The following is a 20,672-nucleotide window of genomic DNA, read 5'->3' as shown; positions in this document are numbered from 1 at the left end:
TTTTATTTGTTTACTAATGATTCTAATTCTACTTTTTTACTAATAAGGTTTTGGATAGCTTGTATGTATGCCTGTTGTGTTGCGTATAATTGTGTTTGAGCTTGTCTTAATTCAAAACTTGAAGCAATTCCATTGTTGAATTTTGTTTGATTTTTATCGGCTATTCGTTCAGATAAGTCTAAATTTTGTTTTGTTGTACTTAACTTTTTAATAGCTAAATCAAAAGCCTTTTTTGCTTGAGTAAGTTTTAGAGATAGTTGTTGTTGTGTTTCTTTTAAAGCTGTTTTAGCCTGAAAGACTTCTATTTTTTTTCTTTTAGTACTAGCACTACGTTTAAAAGAGCTAAAAATGGGTATGTTTAAGTTTACCAAAAATAAATTAGAGGTTAACATATCTGTGGTACGAAGTGTAGCATTTAAATTATTACCATATCCAGCAATAGCTGTTTGAAAGGATACATCTAAAGAGGGGAGAGCTTTTGATTTTTCAAGTTTCAATTGTAGTTCTTTTGCTTTTACCTTGTTTTGTGCAATACGAAAGTCAATATTGTTGTTTAAACCAATTTCCGAATTATTCAAAGTGTTAGAGGTATACTCAGACAGTAGGTATTCTAAATTGTCAGTTAACTGAATAGAAGTATTAATGTCTTTGCCTATTAAAACTTTAAGCAAGTCTTTGGCTACTTCTTTTTGATATTCAATACTTATTAAATTATTTTGAAGTTCTCCGAGAGTTATTTCAAGTTGTTCTACATTTTCTTCCTCTACTAAACCATTTAGTAGCATTTCTTTTGTTTCGTATAAGTTTTTTTTCAGATTGTTTATGTTCTGATTAGTAATAGCGATTGCCTTTTTAGCAACTAAAACATTAACAAAGGCTAGTGTTACTTGTTCTTTAATTTTTGTGAGTGACTTTTCTTTTTGGTTTTTAGAAATTTCTAAGAACACTTTAGCCGATTGAAGTGCTACTAAATAAGAACCATCAAATACTTTTTGTTTAATGGTTATGGTACCATTTGCATTGTGTTTAGTGCCAAAGGCAATTGGAACAAAATCTTTATCTGGTTGTTGTGCTACTACTCCTGGAATTAAACTTAATTGTTGTTTTAACCAATAATTATAAGTAGCATTTGCATTTATTTGAGGAAGTCCTTCAGCTGTTGTTTCCCACTTTCTTTTTAATGCTATTTCTATATCTTTTTGAGAAATAATGATATTTCTATTATGCTCTTTTGCATAGTTTATAGCTTCTTTTAAACTAAATTTATCTTGTGCCTTTATTGTGACAGAAAATAAAATAAGAACTATTAGTACTGTTATTATCTTATAAACCTTCATATTTGCTTGTTTCTAATTGTTGGTACAAAATTAGAGAGCATGGAGAGGTTAATTAGTTCACAAAAGTTGGTTCTTTATGTACTTTTTTACAAATGAGACTTGTTGAAGTTTTGTTAATGAAAAAAGCTCATGGGTATAGTTAAATACCACATGAACTTTCAAAAAGGGGCTATCAATAATTAAACCTATTTTTTTCTACCTACAAATCTTAATACTGAGCCTTTAAATTCACTTTTATTACCTTCTAATAAAATATCTGTTTCAACTTTTAATTCGATAATTTCATAATTAGGGAAATCTCTTAAAATACTTTCCTTATCATATAGATAAGGAATCTCTTGTGGTCCTTCTTTGCTAATTTTTGGGTGATCTGTACTAAAAGTTTCAATAATTAAAAGACCTCCTTTTTTAAGATGCTTATCCATTTTTTTATTTATGTCAATGCGCTCTTGTCCAGCAAAATGAATAAATAAGAAAGCTATAGCATCAAAAGATTCTTTAGGATACGAAGCATTTACAATATCTTGTACAGTATATTTAATATTTACATTATTTGCCTTTGCTAATTTTAATGCTTTTTTCTTAGCTTCAGTACTATAATCGTATGCCGTAACATCCCATCCTAGTTTGGCAGCAAAAACTGCATTTCTACCTTCTCCTTCACCAGGAAATAATATTTTACCAGGTTTATGTTGAGGTAATATTTTTGCTAAATATTTGTCAGGTTTTTTACCATATAAGTATTCATCTTTGGCGTATTCTTTATTAAAATATGCTTTTAAAAACTCAGCTTCAGATACTTTTTTTTGTGGAATTAAAAAAGCCTCTATTATGTATTGTTTAGAAAGTAAATTACTGTTGATTTTAAAATCGACAAAACCAGCTTTTTTTAATTCTTGAATAACATCAGATTCTTTAATTCTCATCTCATATGATGGACCATCGGTAATTGATTTATCTTTTTTATAATCAACTATAACTAGTTTGCCATTTGGTTGCATTCCAAACTTCACCTTTTTAAAATAATCAACCCTATTTTCTATATGATGATAAGTGTCTACAATTAATACGATGTCTACTTCTTCCTTTTTTAAATCAGGTGTGTTAAAAGGAATTTTTCTAATTTCCATTGCTTTAGAAGAAACCTTTTTCTCTTTCCTTTTATGGTTTAATATTTCTATAAAATCATTATCAACATCTGCAGCAATTACATTAGCCCCAGCATCTACCATTTTAAAAGAAAAATAGCCAGTACCAGCACCAATATCTAATACTTTTTTATTTTTTAAGTCACCTATTAGCGCTAGAACGTCTTTAGGCTTTTGCCAGCTATCTCTATCTTTTGCATCTAGATGTTTAGCAAGTTCTTTAGCTGGTAAATGTTTGTGTTGTCCATGTTTACCATGTTTTTGAGCATTACAGTTTACACCAGTAAATGTTATTAATACAAGACAAAGAAGATTGGGGATTGTTAATTTACTCTTTGTTTTTTTCATGTTATATTGTTCTTATGTTTTGAGATACAAAGTTTTGTTTTTTGTAAAGTTCTCTTTGTTTCAAAAAGTAAGTTTATTATGTACTTTTTTACAGTTTTAACCTATAGTAAATTCCCGAATTTAATACCTAGGTATATAGTTCTAGGAGCTGAAGGTCCATAGATATATTTTGGCCAACGATTAAGCCCTTCATCAAAGTCATTTTGATAACTATTAAATATGTTTTTTACACCAGTGTATATTTGTAAAGTTGTTTGTTTTAAAGCAATATTTCGACGTAATTTTATACCTAAATCCAAAAATTGTTTAGAGGTTCTAAGCTCTTGTTTTGGAAAGTGTGGAACTAACATTTTTCCTGTATAGTTACCATTAGTTGAAATGGTCCATTTTTGAGATAAGTTCCAATCAAGCATAAAATATCCATAGTGATTTGGGGTTCTGAAAAAACGTTTTTCATTGAATGCTTGAGGTTGTTCATATTTGCTGTTCTGAATTGTAAAACCAGCTTGAAAACTAATAGCTTCAGAAGGCACTATTTGCATTTCAATATTTATTCCTTTTACTTTTGCTTCTTGATTTGAGTTAAATCTAGTTGCGGTAATAACACCATTGTTGTCAGGAGTAGAGTAACTAGTAGCAAAAGGATTGTTTATTTGGGTGTAAAAACCTTCTAAAAGAAAACTAAGGTAGGTGTTGTTTATCTTTTTATTAAAATCTAAAGAAGCTGTATAACTATTACTCGTTTCTTTGTCTAAGTCTGCTCTTACCTTATTTACAATACTGTTAGATCCTGATATTTCTATGTGTAAATCTTCATCACGTAATTCAGGGGAGCGATAGCCTTTTGAGTAGCTTAACCTAGCTTGCAAATATTTTTTTAAATCATATTTTAATGTAAATCTAGGACTAAATACACTTCCTGATTTATTAAAACTATTATGTTCTCTATCTTTTACTTTATAAGAGTCAAAACGAGCGCCAAATGATGCCTTAAACTTGTGCCAGTTGAAGTCGTATTGAGAAAATATAGATATTGTATTAGTTCCTTGGTTTGCTACTACTATATTTGTGTTATTTCCTATTAAGTTAGGGTTTGTTTCTGAATGTAATATTTGATTATCTGTAAGTATAGCTCCATTATTTTCTAGTCCAAATAAGATGCTATTTTTTTCAAAATTTAATTTATACTGTGTACCAAATACATAAGATCGCTCTCTTATATTTTCATAAATTCCATAAGCTGTTCTTAAACCTCTAAAAGCATCAGCTTTTAAAGATTGTCCTAAAAGATAAACTGATAATAAGTTTTTCTCTTTAATATATTGTTCATAATTTATTGAAACAGTAGAAATATTATGGGTTACAGCCGCAGCCATATTAGCTTTATTTACAGGGGTGTTAAAATCTCCACCTCCTCGACGGTCTTCTTTTAGGTTAAAAAAATCAATAGTTAATTTTCCTTGTTCGTTTAATTTATGAAATAGACGAGCTCCTAGAGTAGTACTGTTTAGCATAGGGATTTCTGAAAAACCATCATTGTTAGCATCAAAAGCTTTTCGGTCTCTATGAAACCCAAATAAAGTAATTCCGGTTTTGTAATCATCGGTAACTAAAGAACCGTTAAAATTGGTAGAGTATTCTTCTGAAACTCCTCCAGTATTTTTTACACCTGCTCCTATAAAAGAAGTATTTACACCAATTTCAAAAGAATTAAAATGAGGGTCTTTTAGCATAAGGTTAACGGTTCCTGCTACAGCACCAGTTCCATATATTGTAGAGCCTCCACGTCTTATATCTACTCGGTCTAAAATACTAGTAGGAATCATTTCTAAGCCAAAAACACTAGCAAAACCTTTAAAAATTGGGCGGTTGTTTACTAATATTTGAGAATATTCACCACCTAAGCCATTCATTCTTAATTGAGGCCAACCACTGTTAGCACAATTAGTTTCCATTCTAAGTCCTGGCGAACAGTTTAAGCTTTCACTTATAGTAACCGATTGGGTGGCAGTGAAAAGCTTTGAATCTAAGGTATTCACAATAGTTGAAGTTTTTATCCTTTTAGAAACTTTATTGTTTCCCTCAATGATTACTTCATTTAATTCTTGTTTGCTTTCTTCAAATTCGAAGTTTAAAATATAGGTTTCCCCCGATTTTATTTCTATTGTTTTTTCTTGGGTTTTATAACCCATAGATTGAGCAACTATAGTTTGTTTTCCACTTGGAACATTTATAAGTTGATAATGTCCTGAATTATTTGTGATATCTCCTATAGTGGTGTTTTTTACGCTTACTGTTACATACGGTAAGTGTTTTCCTTTGTTAATTATATGTCCAGAAATTATTGTTTCTGATTGATTAATTTGACCATAGTTTATCTGATAAAATGTGAGTAAAATAAATAAAAAGATTAATGAAAGTTTATTCATTTGTTCTAGAATTAAAAATTGTTCGTTGAATGATGAGAAAGAGAAAGTATCACTATTTGTGAGTTTTTGATTCTCTTATTAAGCTAATGGTATATAAAGTGATAGTTACCAAAATGATTGTACCACCAATTAAACTATCTCGATTAGGAATTTCATTAAAGAATATAAAAGCTAAAACTGGAGCTAAGACATTTTGAAGTTTTAATGTTAAAGATGCTTCTGAAGCTTTAATAAATCTTACAGACTTCATTCCTAATACTCTTCCTAAAGGAGCTGTTAATAACCCCATAGCCGCCATAACTAACCAGGTGTTTGTAGAGAAATTAGATGGTTCGGAAAAAAAGAACATTACTAAAGCCATAAAGAATCCACCTAGACCAACGAGAGCTAATCTATTTACACTTGGATATTTACGTAGAATAGTAAAGATAAGTCCCACACAGAATACAGAAACCAATGCAAGTAAATCTCCTTTCCAGTTTCCTGTACCAAAAGAACCATTAACAACAATGATAACTCCTAAAACAACAAAAAATATTGCTAACCATGTTTTACGATTGGTTTTTTCCTTTAAAATAATCCAACTTAATAAAGAAACTACAGCAGGAGTTGCTCCTTGAATTATGAAAGTATTAGCTACGGAAGTGTTTTTTATACTTAAAACAAATGAAGAGGCACTTCCTAACATTAATAAACTTGAAATTATAAGTGGCCAGCCATCAGATTTGATAACTTGAATAATACTACGTTTTTCTGAAGTTTGGACAACAATAGACATTGAAATAGCTGTAAATAAACCAAATAAGAATATGGTGTTAAAACCACTCACGCCAGAAAATCGAATATAAATAGGGTCGAAGCTCATTAAAATAGCTCCTAAAATAGCAAGTGTAACCCCTTTAGTTTTTGAATTTAATTTTTGAATGTTTGTAGTAGGTATATTTTTCATTTTATTTTTAAGTTTTTATTTTTTTAGATTCTATTGCTTTATTGAAAAGAAAGCTCAATGCTCCTAGAAGTAAAATTCCAATACCTATAAGTGATTCTATAGGTTGTTCTACTAGCAAGTAGATTAAAATCCATAAGCTGATTAGGAGGAATATAATTTGAGGTAAAGGGAATAAAGGACTTTTATAGCCTGATAAATCATTATTTTTTCTAATAAAGAAGAGACTTAGAACTGTTAATGAAACGAATAATTGCAAAATGAAAGCACTGTAGGTTAAAATTTGATCAAAAGACCCTGTAAAAACCATTGTAAGAGAAATAATAGCTTGAAGTATTATTGCTTTATTTGGAATTCCATTTTTATTTGTCTTACTTAAAAATTTCCATAATTGATAATCTTCAGCCATTGCTTTGGTTACTCTAGGCCCAACCCATACCATAGCGCTAATACTAGATACAAGCATAAAAGCAATGAGACCACTCATAACTTTTCCTCCAATACTACCAAAAATATTATCCGCAACAATTTGCCCAATTTCTACCTGTCCAATAAGTAGAGACATAGGAGCTTGTTTTAGAAAAACAATTTGAAGAAGTATATAAAAAATACTTACCAAAAGTGTTCCTCCAATAAGTGCTATGGGGAGATTACGGTTTACATTTTTTATTTCATCTACAATGTAAGCTGCAGCGTTCCATCCAGAAAACGAATAGGAAACGTATACTAAAGAAACAGCAAAAGAAGGAAGTAAGATTTCATTTTGCCATTGATTACTCCAGTCAAATGAAGTAGCCTCTGAGGGAGTGAAAAGCCCAATAGCAATAAATATAAAAATTACCAGAATTTTTATAAAGGTGGTAGTGTTTTGAAATTGACTACTTCTTTTTAAATTGAACATATGAAATAAAGAGACAACTACTATTAGAATAGAAGCAATTAACTTGTCGTTTATACCAAAGTATTTTTCTGTATATGCACCAGCTGCCATAGCAGCGAGTGCAATAGGGGCAGCAAAACCAACAGTTAATGAAGCCCATCCAGAGAGGTAGCCAGCAAATTTATTATATACAACTGATAAAAAATGGTATTCACCGCCTGAGCGAGTTAATTTTGTGCCTAATTCAGCATAAGAGAGTGCTCCACTTATAGCCATAATTGCTCCCAATGACCAAAGAAGTATAATACTCCACGTGTTTTTTGTTGAAACTAATTGGAATCCTAAGCTTGTAAAAACACCTGTTCCAATCATATTAGCTATCACAACTGCCATAGCAGCTCGACTTGATATTTTACTTTTCACAAATTTTGTTTTTAGTGATAAGCAAAATTATTACTAGCTATAAGTGCAGACGATGGACTTTTAGGAGGTAATTAAGTACAAAAGGGTTAAAAAACTATACTATGTTGTTTTGGTTGCGATAAGTATCGGCAGTTAAAGATGTATGTTTTTTAAAAAATCGCATAAAGTAAGAAGTGTCTGTAAACCCAAGTTCATATGCAATTTCCGAAATAGAATTGTTTGTAAATAATAAGAGTCTTTTAGCTTCTGTTAAAGTACGCTCATGTATAAGGTTCATTACTGTTTTATTTAACCCTTTTTTACATAAATTATTAAGATGTCTTGGAGAAATATGCATTAAATCGGCATAATCATTTAATAATCGAAGTTCTTTAAAATGCCTGTCTATTAATGTTTCTAACTTTCTTAATTGATAGGTTAAATAAGCTGGTTTTTCAGATTCTGTAGGAGAATCGTATATTCTAGAAGATCTAATAAGTAATATTTCAAAAAGAGCTCTTAAAATATTGTTTTTATCGTTTGTACTAGCATTATATTCTTCATATAGTTCATCCCAAGCGGCTTGAATTTTAGTGTTTTCTTTATCTATATTTATAATAGGAGAATTGCTTATAGAATGAAAGAAAGGAAAGTCTAAAAGTTTTTGAAAGCTGTCTCCTAAATGATAAAAACCAGAATCAAATGAAATTACATAACCTTCGGTGTCTATACTTGTTTCTATAGAATGTACTTGACCAGGAGAAACAAAAAACATCATATTGGGTTTTATATCATAAGTTTTAAAATCGATAGAATGTTTGCCTATCCCTTTTTTTATAAACATGATATGATAATAATCGTGTCGATGAGGTTCAACAATGATTTGGTTACCATTATTCTCTCCAGTCATTCTATCTATTTCAAATTTAGAAACCTGCTTCGGTGTAAAAGCATTGTCTTCAAAACTTCTAATAGGTAAATCTGTAAATTCCTTTTTTCTCACGGTTACAATGTTTAAACTTCTATAAAATACAATTATTTAATTGAATACTTACTTCTTTTTCCCAATAAATCGAATAACAGCACTATTTCCTATATGATACAGTCCTTCTTGAAGATAGGTGTTTTTATTTTTTAATTCAATGATTTCATAATTGGAAAAATCACGTTTAATTTCTTCAAGAGAATACATTTCCTCTTCACTTGATGGTCCTCCAACTTTTGGGTTTTTTTTATTAATTTCTCGATGTTCTTTACTAAATGCTTCTAGTATAATATAGCCTCCTTTTTTCAAGTAGCTATCGAGTCTTTTATGCATTTCAGCTTTAATTTTAGGTTCAAAATGAACAGAAGTGAGGCAAATCATATCAAATTCATCTTGCTTATATTTTTCTTCAAGAAATGCTTGAACTTTATAATCGATGGAAACATTATTAAGTTGTGCCAACTTATCTGCTTTCTCTTTGCCTTTTAAACTATAGTCAAAAGCAGAAACATTCCATCCTAGAGTAGCTGCATACACTGCATTTCTACCTTCTCCTTCGGCAGGAAACAGTACTTTTCCTGCATTAAATAATGGCAGTTTTTCTTTGATGTAGGCATTAGGTTCTTTACCATATGCCCATTCATTGTGATTATATCTTTCGTTCCAAAAATCTTTCATACGATATTATAATAGATGATTATTTGTTATTCCAATTTTCTTGTGAAATTTGAACAGTTATTGATGCTCCTAGTTCGTAACCTTCAGCAACAGAAGGTGCTATTCCGCTCCAACCTGTTCTTGCATCTCCAATAATATAAAGTCCTTTTACGTCAGATTCTCTATTTTCATCAACAATATAATTTGTTAATCCAAAATGCCCAGGTTCACTAGGAATATTAAATTGTAGAGCGAAATTGGTGCTTTCTACAACTTTCATATCTCTATAAAAACCACCTTCTCTTTCTATAAGTTTTCCATTTTCTAGTTCAACTTTTTGAAGTTTACCTTCGGTTGAATGCAATGTTTTTATTTTGTCTTGAAACACTTGTATTCCTTTTCGTTCTAACTCAAAAGCAAATTCTTTATCAGGGATTATATCTCCATTTGTAAAAAGTGCTACATCATTAGACCAATGTGTAACTACTGTTGAAAAGAAAGGAGCAATTTCAGCACCTCCAAATACTGCTAATTTCTTATCTGCTAATTCATATCCGTCGCAGAAAGGGCAGGGGTATACCGATTTTCCATAAACATCAGAAAGTCCTTTTATTCCAGAGCCTTCTACATCATCTCTGTAGCCTGAAGCAATAACTACTCTTTTGGAATTATAAGTGCCATTTTCTGTTTCTACAATAAAACCATTTGATGAACTTTTAACATCAATAGCCTTTTCTTTCTTGTATGTTAAAGAAGGGTATTTGTCTATGTCTTTTTTGGCAGCTTTAAAAATTTCTGTTGGATGTTTGCCATCTTGTGTTAAAAAAGTATGAGAAAGCGTAGTTGCAAAGTTTCTAGGTTTTTCGGTGTTTAAAATAAGTGTATTTACTCTACTTCTTCCTAGTACTAATGCTGCACTTAGTCCAGCAGGACCGCCTCCAATTATGATAACTTCAAATTTAATATTTTCCATAAGTCTTGTATTTATATTGCAAAACTACAAGCGCTGGATATTTTTATAGGTGTACAAAAAGAAGGTATTTATGGACATTTTACCATTTAGTGTAAAAAATGAGTTTCATAATAAGTTTGAGCTTATGTTGTTTCTTGAATTTCTTTTACAGTTTGTCTGGCAGTTTTTCCTACTCCATAAATAGTAGCAGAAGCAAATCCTGTCCAGTTACCATAACCTATTAACCAGAGGTTGGGTTCTTTTATAGACCTAGTATGTGTGGTTTTAATACGATTGTTTTCAATAATATTAAGAGAGGTTAAATGATTTAGGTTAGCTTTAAATCCAGTACACCATATAATGATATCAAATTTTTCTTTGCTTCCATCTTTCCAAATCACCCCTTCCTCATAAAAAGATTCAAATGGAGCTACAGCATTTAACACATTTCTAGTTCTGGCTTCTTTTACACTTTCAACCATTACAATACTAGACAGTGATGCCTTTTTCTTTTTAGTACTGTCTGATTTATTGAAAAAGGTTTGGGTTGCTTCATTAAACAAATAACGTCCATCTATATCGTCTGGTAAAAAATGTGGTGGATGTAAAGTAACCCATTTAGTGTTTGCTACGTTTGAAACTTCTGCTAAAATTTGAGCGCCCGAATTACCACCACCAACAATTAAAACGTTTTTATTATTAAAGTTTGAAGTGTTTCTATATTCCAAAGAATGAAGTTGAATTCCTGTATACTTTTCTTGATTTGGATAAGAAGGTGTGAAAGGAAATTGAGCAGTACCAGTAGCACTAACTAATTTTTTTGAATAGAAGATTCCTTGGTTCGTTTCTATTTGAAATAGATCGTTTTCTTTTGTAACGTTATGAACTATTGTATTCCTTTGAATAGGGAAATTATAACGTAACTCGTATTTCTCTAAATAGCTTATGAATTCTTTTTTAGTAGGATATTCATTTTCGCTTTTTGGCATTGCCCAACCAGAAAGTGAGCTGTATTCTGTAGGAGAAAATAACTTTAAATTATCCCATGTTTGGAGCCATGAGCCTCCTGGTTTATCATTCCTATCTAGAATTAGATATTCTAAATTGGTGCGTCTTAAAAAATATGCAACAGACAATCCAGCTTGTCCACCGCCAATTATTATTACATCATATATTTTCATGTCTATTGCATATTTTAAATATTCATTACTCTATAGTGAGTTTACTATTTTGTAAGGGGTTTTATTAATTGCTTTTTTGATAGCTCGTTCATCACATTTTTTGTTATCAAACCAGACAGTTAACTGTTGATTTTTAACATTGGCTTCCGATTTTATATATCCGTTCACTTCTTTTAAAGAATAGTTTACAATACCTGTACAACATGATTGTTTAAATCCTTCTAAAGTATAGGTTTTAGTAATAATTCCAGACTTTGCAATTTCTTTAACTTTAGCATCTTTATTTGTTTTATTCTGTGATTGGCAAGAAGCTAAAAATATTAAAGATACTGCGATTATTAATAATAGGTTTTGAATTTTCATAATGGTTTATTTAGTTAATTAGATAAATAAGGTAGAATTAGAATAATAATTGTGATGATGGCTACAGCCCATAAAAACTTTTTAGATTGAAAGAAAGACACTGCTTTTTTCTCATTTTCATTTAATTTAGATAAGGCTTCGTATTGATTCATATCACAACACTCTTGCTGTGCTTTTGGGTAATAGGCCCTGTAAAGATTATAGCTAATAGCTATTAAGCTAAAAGTAATTAGATAATTTTTTATACTAGATAGCCAAATTAATTGCGATGCGCTCACACCCAATACTCCAGCCAAAGCCATTAAAGGTCCAACACAGCATGTACAAGCAGCTATGGCAACAAAAATTGCGCTTATTGATGATACAATTGATTTCATAAGTTGATTTTAAAAAATGAGGTTAAAGAAAAATCCAGAGATGATCATTCCAATTCCAATGGTGGAAAAAAACGCAATGATTAGTTTTTTTTGCATTACTTTCTTTAGTAACAAAGCTTCTGGAAATGAGAGTCCTATAGATGCCATCATGAAAGCTATAGCCGTACCTAATGGCACCCCTTTTTCTATTAACGATTCTATGATAGGCAAAACACCAACAGCATCTATATATAGAGGAATTGCTAGTAAAACTGCTATAGGAACTGCAAATGGATTTGTTTTTGAAATATAAGTTTCAAAAAAGGATTGAGGAACATATCCATGAATAAAAGAACCAATGGCTAAACCTAGAAAAATATAAGGAACTAACTTTTTTAATGTAGTCAATGCTTCATTATTAATTTCAGGTAATCGTTGCATAAAAGTTCTAGTATCTTTAGTAGCTTCCGCCTTACTTTCACCTAATTCTTTCACCCAATTAGCTACATATTTTGCCATTCCGAGTTTTTCTAATAAAATTCCTCCAACTACACCTAATATAATACCTGTAAGTACGTATATAACGGTAACTTTCCATCCATATGTAACCCAAAATATTGCAATCGCAATTTCATTTACCAACGGAGAAGTTATTAAAAAAGACAGTGCAATGCCTAAAGGAATTCTTGCTTGCATCATTCCCACAAATAGTGGAATAGATGAGCAAGAACAAAATGGAGTAATAGCACCAAGTAATGAAGCCATTATGTTTCCTAAGCCAGATTTCTTATTCTTTTCTAGGTATACACGAATTTTGTCCATTGGTAAATAACTTGTTATAATTCCCATTAAATAGGTAACAAGAATTACAAGAATTACTATTTCTGTAAAACCAATTAAAAAATAGTGAAGAGCATTACCAAATACACTATTTTGAGTTATACCAAACAAATCGTAAACAAGATAATCAGCAATTGTAGAAAGAAACTGTGTTAGTTTTTCCATACTCAAATTAATTTAATAGAGATAATAGTTTATCGTTAGTATTGTATTTTTTGTAATCGTATACTTTTCCGTTGATTACTAATGAAGGAAAAATCATTGTACCATAAACCATTGTGTCTTCTAATTTTGAAAGTTCTTCAATAGAAATGTTTAGGTTGTTTTCTTTAGCGATTCCTTCAAGTTGCTCTTTTATAGGAGATCCCTTAGCGCAACATGACGAGTGTAAAATTTTGATTTCAGTATTCATAAATTATTGTTTTAAATATTAAACTTTATTATGAAGTCTGAAGTAGTATGTAAAAAGACACAAGTTTTTGAAAAATATTTCAAATAAAAATTAAAAAGCCTTGTAATCATTAGGTTACAAGGCTTTTCTATATGGTGTAAATTTATGCTTTATGAAGAAGATTTACTCTCTAAGTTCTTTGTTATTTGATGTAAAGGTTCGCAATGTTTTTTAATAACACAACCTGCAAAAGCTCCATTTTTATCGTATTCAATATCGCAACATTCTATAAAAAGTTCCTTCAATTTAATTCGTGCTCTTTGAATACGCATTTTAGTAGCAGAAAGTCCTAAACCTAGTTTAGTAGCGATATTTTTTTGAGGAATGTTGTCAATATCGCTCATTTTCAAAGCGACTGCATATGTTGATGGTAACATCTCAATCATAGGAATGATATAATCAGCAACAATAACTTTTGAGTTTTCATTTGAGTCGTCGCTTTCTATTTTCCAATCATTATCAAAATTAGCTTCAATGTTGTGTTTTTTGAAATAATCAAATATTGTATTTCTACTAACTTGAAATAGCCAAGCTTTAATATTGTCTACTTGTGGCGATTTATGATGTGCTTCAACTAATTTGATCATTACCTCTTGTACAATGTCTTCTGCAACTTGCTTATTTTTAACCTTACCTAAAACATAGGCTTTTAGAAAATTGTAAAATTCCTGAATAACCTCATTTAAATTGCAGCATTCTTTTTTCATCGATAAAGTATAATGATTGAATGCAAATTTACTAAAAAGACTTTCATGAGTGTTAGTTTAATAGTTTCTTAGCTGTTTTGTTTTTATAAGGTTAAGAATTCTCGTAAATAAATTTATATATTGTACCGAAAAGTAATAGATAGAAACTTCCCTTAAACTATTACTAAATTTATTAATCTTAGCAAATATTCTAGCTAAATCTCCACTCAAAAAAATATTTGTTTAATACAAATTATAAAAACAGTTAAAGTTTTAATTATGAGAAGAGATGTTTTGTCGCTAGTGTTTTTTCTATTTCATTCAATAGTTAATGCGAATAGAATATATAAAGACTCTATTGTTAAAAAAGTGGTATTTGTTATTGTTGATGGAATTTCAACAGATCAACTTAAATCATCAAAAACTCCATATTTAGATAGTATTAGCTTACAAGGGAGTTATACTGATGCTTATGTTGGCGGAGGTAAAGGAACTTATTCAGAAACACCTACTATTTCAGCTGTTGGTTATAATAGCCTTCTCACAGGAACTTGGGCTAATAAACATAATGTATGGGGAAACAGCATTAAATTACCTAATTATAATTACCCAACTATTTTTAAACTTTTTAAAGATAAAAGACCAAAAGGAACAATAGGAGTGTTTTCTTCTTGGTTGGATAATAGAACTAAGTTAGTAGGAGATGGTTTAAAAGCTACAAATTTTATAAAAGTAGATTATGCTTTTGACGGTTTGGAAAATGACACTATAAATTTTCCACATGATAAGAGAAGAAACTTTATGAAACTCATCGACTATACTGTGGCTGATTATACTGCAAAGACAATTGTAGAAAAAGGACCAGATATTTCATGGGTGTATCTTGAGTTTTCTGATGATATAGGACATCGTTATGGAGATAGTAAGCGATTTGAAGCAGCTGTGAGTTTTGAAGATAAGTTAGTTGGAAAAATATGGAATGCTATAAAAAAACGAGAGAAATTGAATAATGAAGAGTGGTTATTAATTGTAACAACCGATCATGGAAGAAATAAAAAAGAAGGTAAAGATCATGGAGGACAAAGCCGTAGAGAAAGAAGCACATGGATTGTAACGAATACTAAAAAAACAAATTTTTATTTTAAAAATTATATACCAGCTATAGTGGATATTTTTCCTACGATAACTGATTTTTTGAATTTAGAAATACCAGATAATATTAGAAGAGAGCTTGATGGAGTGTCGTTGATAAATCTTGTAGATGTAATTAATTTAGAAGCTAAAAAAGAAAAAGATAGTTTTCTTATAACATGGAAAAGTCTAGTTAAGAAAGGAAAAGCTAAATTATATTTTAGTACATATAACGAAGCAAAATATGGGGGAATAGATAAATACGAATATATAACATCGGTTTCGTTGGAAGAAGAACAGGTTAGGATTCCTATAAAAAGAATTCCAAATGGTTTTGGTAAAATCGTTTTAGAAACCTCTAATACGATTTTAAATACTTGGTTAGTAAAACTAAAAAAACCTTGAAAATCATAAAATTAACAAGGTTTTTGATAAAAAAGGTAGGATTACTTCCTATATATTTACAATGTTTAAAATCAGTTATTTACAACTTCTTAGTTTTTCAAGGAATCCAAATGGGAACTATTCTTTTGCTCATTACGGAAAACTGAATGGTGATTTAATGGCTGACCCCGAAATGTGTTTCTTACTTATTCAAAATAAATCGGATAATGTAATTTTCCCTTATAGTTATAAAAATGATTATATGGGATTTAATACAGTTATATCACCCTTTGAAAATGGAAGTATTAAAGAATGTAATAAAAGAATGTTGCACAGTCATATATCGTTTGCTAACATGTGGCTTAGAAATATAAAAGAAGCAAAAAAGAATTCCTTTCGTACGCTAAAATTCTTTAAATAACTATATTATTAATTAAGAGTAATTAGGCAAAATGATTTACTCATATCTTAAAATTGATGAGTTAAATTAAGCTCTATATTAATCTAAAAAGTTAATGTCTCTTTATAAATTATGTTTCCGTAAAACCGCAAGAAACGGGTTTTTCAATGATTAAAGATTTCAGAGTTTTGTTAAAATAATAAACGATACAGAAAATGAATTTTGATTTTGACTATAAAGAGCGAAAAGAAATATTACATACTGTTTTAGATAAAGTAGAGCATTTTTACGCTAACACCAAAGATTACAATACTACGCCTGAATTAAATGTACAAGAAATACGGAATTTAGTAGAAACTCCAAATTTAGTTTCAGGAAATAATCCAAAAAATGCTATAGAACATATCATTAATGGTCTTGAAAATTATTCGGTTCATACACCACATCCAAACTATTTTGGTTTATTCAATCCTCGTGCGAATTTTGCTGGAATTATCGCAGACTTTATAACTGCTTCATATAATCCTCAATTAGCAGCTTGGAGTCATGCTCCTTTTGCTGTTGAAGTAGAAGCACACGTAATAAGAGAATTTATTGAAAAATTCGGGTTCGATAAAAATAATGCTGATGGTGTTTTTACTACAGGTGGAGCCGAAGCAAATTTAACTGCTGTTTTATGTGCGTTAAACAATAAGTATCCAGATTTTGCTAAAAATGGTATGTTTGGTTTAGATAAAAAACCAATTATTTTTTGTTCTCAAGAAGCACACCATTCTGTACAAAAGGCAGCAAAAATTGTAGGATTAGGATATGATTTTGTGAAAACTATTCCTACTAATAAAGATTTAAAAATCGACACTCAATTATTAGAGAAAGAAATCATAAATCTTAATACCTCAATACATAGTCCATTAATGGTTATTGGTACAGCAGGAACAACTGGGACGGGAACAATTGATGATTTAGAAAGTATATCTAAAATTTGCAAAACACATAACATATGGTTTCACGTTGATGCAGCCTATGGTGGAGCTGCGGTTTTAAGTTCAAAACTAAAACACAACTTAAATGGTATTTCTGTTTCAGATTCTATAACTTTTGATGCACATAAATGGATGTCTGTACCTATGGGGACAAGTATATTTTTGACTTCTACCTCAGAAATCCTTAATAAAACATTTAGAATAACAACAGAATATATGCCTAAAGAAGCTAGTGAATTGGAAATTATTGAACCTTTCTCACATTCTATTCAATGGTCAAGACGGTTTATTGGGTTAAAAGTGTATTTATCTTTATTATTTTATGGTTGGAATGGTTATGAAAAAACAATCGATCATCAAGCTAATATAGGTGAGTATCTGAGGAGAAAACTGATAGAAAACAACTGGATTATTAAGAATAATACCGAATTACCAGTAGTATGTTTTACAGATGAACAATTGGAATCGGATTTGAATTTCACCAAAACCATTTTAGATAATATCTTAGCTAGAGGAAAATCTTGGTTATCGGTTTATCCCATAAAAAACATTCCAACATTTAGAGCTTGTATTACAAATTACAATACAACTAAAACTGAAATTGATGAGTTAATTGAAGAATTAAATAAAGAACGAGAAGCATATCAACAGTAACCATGTCAGATAATAAAAACACATATCATTATAATAAAATAGCAGAAGCTATTGAATATTTAGATGAGCATTTTAAAAAACAACCTTCTTTAGATGATATTGCCGAACATATACATTTAAGTCCTCATCATTTTCAACGGTTATTTAAAGATTGGGTAGGTGTTTCACCCAAAAAGTATATTCAATATTTAAGTTTAAATTATGCCAAAAACAAGCTTAAAAAAGATGGAAACACATTATTTGATACTGCATTAGACACAGGACTTTCAGGTACCAGTCGTTTACACGATTTATTTATAAACATAGAAGGAATGACACCAGGAGAATATAAAAATGGAGGGAAAACTTTAAATATAAACTATAGTTATGCAGAAACTCAGTTTGGTGATATTTTGGTTGCCACTACTAAAAAAGGCATATGTCATATTGCTTTTGTAGATAATAAAGAAGAAGCTCTACAAATTTTAATAAACAACTTTCCAAATGCAAATTACGAACAAAAGGTAGACAAAATTCAACAGGAGATATTGAAGGTTTTCTTAAATAATTGGGAAGAACTTAGTGAAATAAAATTACATCTAAAAGGTACAGATTTTCAATTAAAAGTTTGGGAAGCTCTATTAACTATTCCGAAAGGGAAATTAGCAACCTATGGAGAAATTGCAAAAAAAATTGCCAAACCAAATGCACAACGGGCGGTAGGCACAGCAATTGGAAGTAATCCTATTGCTTATTTAATTCCTTGTCATAGAGTCATTCAATCTTCTGGTAAAACAGGTGGTTATCGTTGGAATCCAATCAGAAAGAAAGCTATTTTAGGTTGGGAAGCTGCAAAAACATCTGTATGATTAAACACTCAGACATCAATAAAAAAGAGCTGTTTCTCAAAATTAAAAATAAAGAAATTACTCTTGGAGGAAATAGACGATTGAAAATATACGGTACACTTCAATGTAAATCAGGCAAACGTATGAAAATTCAAAACCGAATGTTTTTTAAAACCGAAAAAGAAGCTAAAGAAAATGATTTTAGACCCTGTGGTCATTGTATGACTGATAAATATAAATTATGGAAAGCACAACAGAATTAAAAAGGTGCAAATGGTGTAGTAACGATCTTGTTTATCAAGATTATCACGATAACGAATGGGGAGTTCCAAAATATGATGATAGAACCTTATTCGAAATGTTAATTTTGGAAGGTGCTCAAGCAGGTTTATCGTGGATTACTATTTTAAAAAGAAGAGAAAATTACAGGAAAGCATTCGATAATTTTGATGTTCAAAAAGTAGCCAAATATTCTGAAAAAGATATTGACAGACTAGTAAATGATAAAGGAATTATACGCAATAAATTAAAAATAAACTCTGCTATTAAAAATGCAAAAGTGTTTATTGAAATTCAAAAAGAATTTGGTTCTTTTAGTAAATATATTTGGAGTAAAATAAATAATACACCCATAATTAATCATTACAAAGATGCAACAGTATTGCCGGTTACGTCTTCTTTAGCAGAACAGATTTCTAAAGAATTAAAAAAGAAAGGAATGAGTTTCGTTGGACCAATAATTGTATATTCCTATATGCAATCTATTGGAATGATTAACGACCACACTTTAGATTGTTTTTTAAGAAAATAAAAGATGGAATTATTTCAAGAACAAATAGATTCAACAAAAAACTGGTTACCTTATGATGGCACTGTACATTACTGGGGTAAAATATTTAATCAAAATAGAATATTAAAGGAGTTTAAGATTATCATAATTTTCCCATTATTAGTTAATACTTGTATAGGGGAATTAAATCGAAAAGGTAACCGAATAGGTCACTTTTGTTATGATGTTATATAGTTTCATTTAAAAATAAAAAATACTTAATCGTTTTAGAAACCTCTAATACGATTTTAAATACTTGGCTAGTAAAACTAAAAAAAACCTTGAAAATCATAAGATTAACAAGGTTTTTGTCGGGGCGGCAGGATTCGAACCTGCGACCTCCGCGTCCCAAACGCGGCGCGATAACCGGGCTACGCTACGCCCCGAATGATTATCGGGTTGCAAATGTATAAAAAATTCTTTGTTTACAAACAAAAAAAGTAAAAAAAAATAAATCTTTGTAAGATAGGCGTAATCTATCGTCTAATAGCGAAAATATATTTTAAAAAAACTTGATATATTTTAAAAAAAATTACTTTTGTAATCATAAAATTTTTTAGAAGATGGCAGAAAAAATAAAATGTTTAATCATTGGGTCTGGGCCAGCAGGATATACTGCAGCAATATATGCAGCAAGAGCTGATATGAAACCAGTTATGTATACAGGAATGCAAATGGGAGGACAGTTAACTACAACTACTGAAGTTGATAACTTTCCTGGATATCCAAATGGAACTGATGGTACTGCAATGATGAATGATTTAAAAAATCAAGCAGAGCGTTTTGGAACTGACGTACGTTTTGGATTAGCTACTAAAGTGGAGTTTTCTAAAGAAGAAGGAGGAATTCATAAAGTAACTGTAGATGATTCTACAGATTTAGAAGCAGAAACAGTTATTATCTCTACTGGAGCTACTGCAAAATATTTAGGACTAGAAAGTGAACAACGTTTAATTGGTGGTGGAGTTTCTGCTTGTGCTACTTGTGACGGTTTCTTTTATAAAGGACAAGATGTTGTAGTTGTTGGAGCTGGAGATACAGCTGCAGAAGAGGCTACATACTTAGCTAACATATGTAATAAAGTAACAATGTTAGTACGTAAAGATTATATGCGTGCTTCTAAAGCAATGCAACACCGTGTAAATAAAACAGAAAACATTACTGTAATGTATAATACTGAAATTGATGAGGTATTAGGAGATAATGTTGTTGAAGGTGTACGTGTAGTAAACAACCAAACTGGTGATAAAGTTGATATTCCAGTAACTGGAGTATTCATTGCAATTGGACATAAGCCTAATACAGAATTATTTAAAGATGTATTAGATATGGACGAAACAGGATATTTAATTACCAAAGGTAAATCTACTAAAACAAATTTACCAGGAGTATTTGCAGCAGGAGATGTACAAGATAAAGAATATCGTCAAGCGGTAACAGCAGCAGGTACAGGATGTATGGCGGCTTTAGATGCTGAGCGTTATTTAGGAGCTTTAGAATAAA

At 30.3% G+C, this 20,672-nt stretch carries 21 protein-coding genes, 1 tRNA gene and 1 pseudogene; 8 read left to right on the top strand and 15 right to left on the bottom strand.

Translation table 11 applies throughout. From position 1 onward, the window contains the following. Nucleotides 1–2: 2 nt before the first annotated feature. The 14 genes and pseudogenes from MHN29_RS12300 to MHN29_RS12235 form a co-directional block, all read right to left on the bottom strand. Nucleotides 3–1,337, bottom strand: coding sequence for a TolC family protein (locus MHN29_RS12300; RefSeq protein WP_235276033.1), 1,335 nt, complete (start codon nt 1,335–1,337; stop codon nt 3–5). Between the two features lie 185 nt (nt 1,338–1,522). Further along, nucleotides 1,523–2,833: a methyltransferase domain-containing protein gene (locus MHN29_RS12295; protein WP_235276032.1), complete on the bottom strand. Its 1,311-nt coding sequence runs from the start codon at nt 2,831–2,833 to the stop codon at nt 1,523–1,525. Nucleotides 2,834–2,934: 101 nt separating this feature from the next. Beyond that, nucleotides 2,935–5,262 (bottom strand): TonB-dependent receptor, encoded by a 2,328-nt coding sequence (locus MHN29_RS12290; RefSeq protein WP_235276031.1) that lies wholly within the window; start codon nt 5,260–5,262, stop codon nt 2,935–2,937. A gap of 52 nt (nt 5,263–5,314) precedes the next feature. Beyond that, complete coding sequence (locus MHN29_RS12285; RefSeq protein WP_235276030.1) at nt 5,315–6,211, bottom strand: DMT family transporter; 897 nt, start codon at nt 6,209–6,211, stop codon at nt 5,315–5,317. Between the two features lie 7 nt (nt 6,212–6,218). Next, nucleotides 6,219–7,511 carry an amino acid permease gene (locus MHN29_RS12280; protein ID WP_235276029.1) on the bottom strand — a complete coding sequence of 431 codons (1,293 nt, stop codon included), beginning with the start codon at nt 7,509–7,511 and terminating at the stop codon, nt 6,219–6,221. A 94-nt stretch (nt 7,512–7,605) separates the two neighbouring features. Then, nucleotides 7,606–8,493, bottom strand: coding sequence for an AraC family transcriptional regulator (locus MHN29_RS12275; protein WP_150900823.1), 888 nt, complete (start codon nt 8,491–8,493; stop codon nt 7,606–7,608). Between the two features lie 48 nt (nt 8,494–8,541). Beyond that, nucleotides 8,542–9,153, bottom strand: coding sequence for a bifunctional 2-polyprenyl-6-hydroxyphenol methylase/3-demethylubiquinol 3-O-methyltransferase UbiG (locus tag MHN29_RS12270; RefSeq protein ID WP_235276028.1), 612 nt, complete (start codon nt 9,151–9,153; stop codon nt 8,542–8,544). 19 nt (nt 9,154–9,172) lie between these two features. Next, nucleotides 9,173–10,105 carry an NAD(P)/FAD-dependent oxidoreductase gene (locus MHN29_RS12265; protein WP_235276027.1) on the bottom strand — a complete coding sequence of 311 codons (933 nt, stop codon included), beginning with the start codon at nt 10,103–10,105 and terminating at the stop codon, nt 9,173–9,175. Nucleotides 10,106–10,227: 122 nt separating this feature from the next. Then, nucleotides 10,228–11,277: pseudogene (locus tag MHN29_RS12260) on the bottom strand (ArsO family NAD(P)H-dependent flavin-containing monooxygenase); the annotation flags it as partial. Nucleotides 11,278–11,295: 18 nt separating this feature from the next. Then, a complete protein-coding gene (locus MHN29_RS12255; RefSeq protein ID WP_235276025.1) occupies nt 11,296–11,628 on the bottom strand; it encodes a heavy-metal-associated domain-containing protein in 333 nt (110 codons plus the stop codon). A 14-nt stretch (nt 11,629–11,642) separates the two neighbouring features. Continuing rightward, nucleotides 11,643–12,005, bottom strand: a complete 363-nt coding sequence (locus tag MHN29_RS12250) for a hypothetical protein (RefSeq protein WP_235276024.1) — start codon at nt 12,003–12,005, stop codon at nt 11,643–11,645. 9 nt (nt 12,006–12,014) lie between these two features. Then, nucleotides 12,015–12,989: a permease gene (locus tag MHN29_RS12245; protein WP_235276023.1), complete on the bottom strand. Its 975-nt coding sequence runs from the start codon at nt 12,987–12,989 to the stop codon at nt 12,015–12,017. Nucleotides 12,990–12,996: 7 nt separating this feature from the next. Further along, nucleotides 12,997–13,236 (bottom strand): thioredoxin family protein, encoded by a 240-nt coding sequence (locus MHN29_RS12240; protein WP_150900830.1) that lies wholly within the window; start codon nt 13,234–13,236, stop codon nt 12,997–12,999. A 149-nt stretch (nt 13,237–13,385) separates the two neighbouring features. Continuing rightward, nucleotides 13,386–13,982 (bottom strand): sigma-70 family RNA polymerase sigma factor, encoded by a 597-nt coding sequence (locus tag MHN29_RS12235; protein WP_235276022.1) that lies wholly within the window; start codon nt 13,980–13,982, stop codon nt 13,386–13,388. A gap of 258 nt (nt 13,983–14,240) precedes the next feature. On the opposite strand from MHN29_RS12235, the gene MHN29_RS12230 reads away from it, so the two are divergent. From MHN29_RS12230 to MHN29_RS12200, 7 genes are all read left to right on the top strand, one after another. Then, on the top strand, nt 14,241–15,497 hold the full coding sequence (locus MHN29_RS12230; protein WP_235276021.1) for an alkaline phosphatase family protein: 1,257 nt from the start codon (nt 14,241–14,243) through the stop codon (nt 15,495–15,497). A gap of 61 nt (nt 15,498–15,558) precedes the next feature. Next, nucleotides 15,559–15,897 carry a hypothetical protein gene (locus tag MHN29_RS12225; RefSeq protein WP_235276020.1) on the top strand — a complete coding sequence of 113 codons (339 nt, stop codon included), beginning with the start codon at nt 15,559–15,561 and terminating at the stop codon, nt 15,895–15,897. A gap of 194 nt (nt 15,898–16,091) precedes the next feature. Further along, nucleotides 16,092–17,513 carry an aminotransferase class V-fold PLP-dependent enzyme gene (locus tag MHN29_RS12220; RefSeq protein ID WP_235276019.1) on the top strand — a complete coding sequence of 474 codons (1,422 nt, stop codon included), beginning with the start codon at nt 16,092–16,094 and terminating at the stop codon, nt 17,511–17,513. A 2-nt stretch (nt 17,514–17,515) separates the two neighbouring features. Then, a complete protein-coding gene (locus MHN29_RS12215; protein WP_235276018.1) occupies nt 17,516–18,361 on the top strand; it encodes a methylated-DNA--[protein]-cysteine S-methyltransferase in 846 nt (281 codons plus the stop codon). Next, nucleotides 18,358–18,603 (top strand): Ada metal-binding domain-containing protein, encoded by a 246-nt coding sequence (locus tag MHN29_RS12210; RefSeq protein ID WP_235276017.1) that lies wholly within the window; start codon nt 18,358–18,360, stop codon nt 18,601–18,603. The genes MHN29_RS12215 and MHN29_RS12210 overlap by 4 nt, the downstream gene beginning before the upstream one ends. Beyond that, nucleotides 18,582–19,151, top strand: coding sequence for a DNA-3-methyladenine glycosylase I (locus MHN29_RS12205; RefSeq protein WP_235276016.1), 570 nt, complete (start codon nt 18,582–18,584; stop codon nt 19,149–19,151). The genes MHN29_RS12210 and MHN29_RS12205 overlap by 22 nt, the downstream gene beginning before the upstream one ends. Nucleotides 19,152–19,154: 3 nt before the next feature. Next, nucleotides 19,155–19,364 (top strand): hypothetical protein, encoded by a 210-nt coding sequence (locus tag MHN29_RS12200; protein WP_235276015.1) that lies wholly within the window; start codon nt 19,155–19,157, stop codon nt 19,362–19,364. Nucleotides 19,365–19,480: 116 nt separating this feature from the next. On the opposite strand, the gene MHN29_RS12195 is transcribed toward MHN29_RS12200, so the two are convergent. Then, nucleotides 19,481–19,555, bottom strand: a tRNA-Pro gene (locus tag MHN29_RS12195). 177 nt (nt 19,556–19,732) lie between these two features. Between MHN29_RS12195 and trxB the strand changes: the two genes are divergently transcribed. After that, nucleotides 19,733–20,671, top strand: a complete 939-nt coding sequence (trxB, locus tag MHN29_RS12190) for a thioredoxin-disulfide reductase (protein ID WP_235276014.1) — start codon at nt 19,733–19,735, stop codon at nt 20,669–20,671. Nucleotide 20,672: the final 1 nt, after the last annotated feature.

This window comes from Tenacibaculum sp. Cn5-46 (genome assembly GCF_022347705.1).
Classification (GTDB): Bacteria; Bacteroidota; Bacteroidia; order Flavobacteriales; family Flavobacteriaceae; genus Polaribacter; species Polaribacter aiptasiae.
Note: the sequence above shows the minus strand (reverse complement) of the source record. Positions and strands in the feature narration are given on the sequence as shown.

Excerpts from the sequence above, each read along its gene's own strand:
- MHN29_RS12285 (WP_235276030.1), bottom strand. The coding sequence starts at position 6,211 with ATGAAAAATATACCTACTACAAACATTCAAAAATTAAATTCAAAAACT.
- MHN29_RS12300 (WP_235276033.1), bottom strand. The coding sequence starts at position 1,337 with ATGAAGGTTTATAAGATAATAACAGTACTAATAGTTCTTATTTTATTT.
- MHN29_RS12200 (WP_235276015.1), top strand. The coding sequence starts at position 19,155 with ATGGAATTATTTCAAGAACAAATAGATTCAACAAAAAACTGGTTACCT.
- MHN29_RS12240 (WP_150900830.1), bottom strand. The coding sequence starts at position 13,236 with ATGAATACTGAAATCAAAATTTTACACTCGTCATGTTGCGCTAAGGGA.
- trxB (WP_235276014.1), top strand. The coding sequence starts at position 19,733 with ATGGCAGAAAAAATAAAATGTTTAATCATTGGGTCTGGGCCAGCAGGA.
- MHN29_RS12295 (WP_235276032.1), bottom strand. The coding sequence starts at position 2,833 with ATGAAAAAAACAAAGAGTAAATTAACAATCCCCAATCTTCTTTGTCTT.
- MHN29_RS12215 (WP_235276018.1), top strand. The coding sequence starts at position 17,516 with ATGTCAGATAATAAAAACACATATCATTATAATAAAATAGCAGAAGCT.
- MHN29_RS12205 (WP_235276016.1), top strand. The coding sequence starts at position 18,582 with ATGGAAAGCACAACAGAATTAAAAAGGTGCAAATGGTGTAGTAACGAT.
- MHN29_RS12220 (WP_235276019.1), top strand. The coding sequence starts at position 16,092 with ATGAATTTTGATTTTGACTATAAAGAGCGAAAAGAAATATTACATACT.
- MHN29_RS12230 (WP_235276021.1), top strand. The coding sequence starts at position 14,241 with ATGAGAAGAGATGTTTTGTCGCTAGTGTTTTTTCTATTTCATTCAATA.
- MHN29_RS12270 (WP_235276028.1), bottom strand. The coding sequence starts at position 9,153 with ATGAAAGATTTTTGGAACGAAAGATATAATCACAATGAATGGGCATAT.
- MHN29_RS12255 (WP_235276025.1), bottom strand. The coding sequence starts at position 11,628 with ATGAAAATTCAAAACCTATTATTAATAATCGCAGTATCTTTAATATTT.
- MHN29_RS12235 (WP_235276022.1), bottom strand. The coding sequence starts at position 13,982 with ATGAAAAAAGAATGCTGCAATTTAAATGAGGTTATTCAGGAATTTTAC.
- MHN29_RS12250 (WP_235276024.1), bottom strand. The coding sequence starts at position 12,005 with ATGAAATCAATTGTATCATCAATAAGCGCAATTTTTGTTGCCATAGCT.
- MHN29_RS12245 (WP_235276023.1), bottom strand. The coding sequence starts at position 12,989 with ATGGAAAAACTAACACAGTTTCTTTCTACAATTGCTGATTATCTTGTT.
- MHN29_RS12225 (WP_235276020.1), top strand. The coding sequence starts at position 15,559 with ATGTTTAAAATCAGTTATTTACAACTTCTTAGTTTTTCAAGGAATCCA.
- MHN29_RS12290 (WP_235276031.1), bottom strand. The coding sequence starts at position 5,262 with ATGAATAAACTTTCATTAATCTTTTTATTTATTTTACTCACATTTTAT.
- MHN29_RS12210 (WP_235276017.1), top strand. The coding sequence starts at position 18,358 with ATGATTAAACACTCAGACATCAATAAAAAAGAGCTGTTTCTCAAAATT.
- MHN29_RS12265 (WP_235276027.1), bottom strand. The coding sequence starts at position 10,105 with ATGGAAAATATTAAATTTGAAGTTATCATAATTGGAGGCGGTCCTGCT.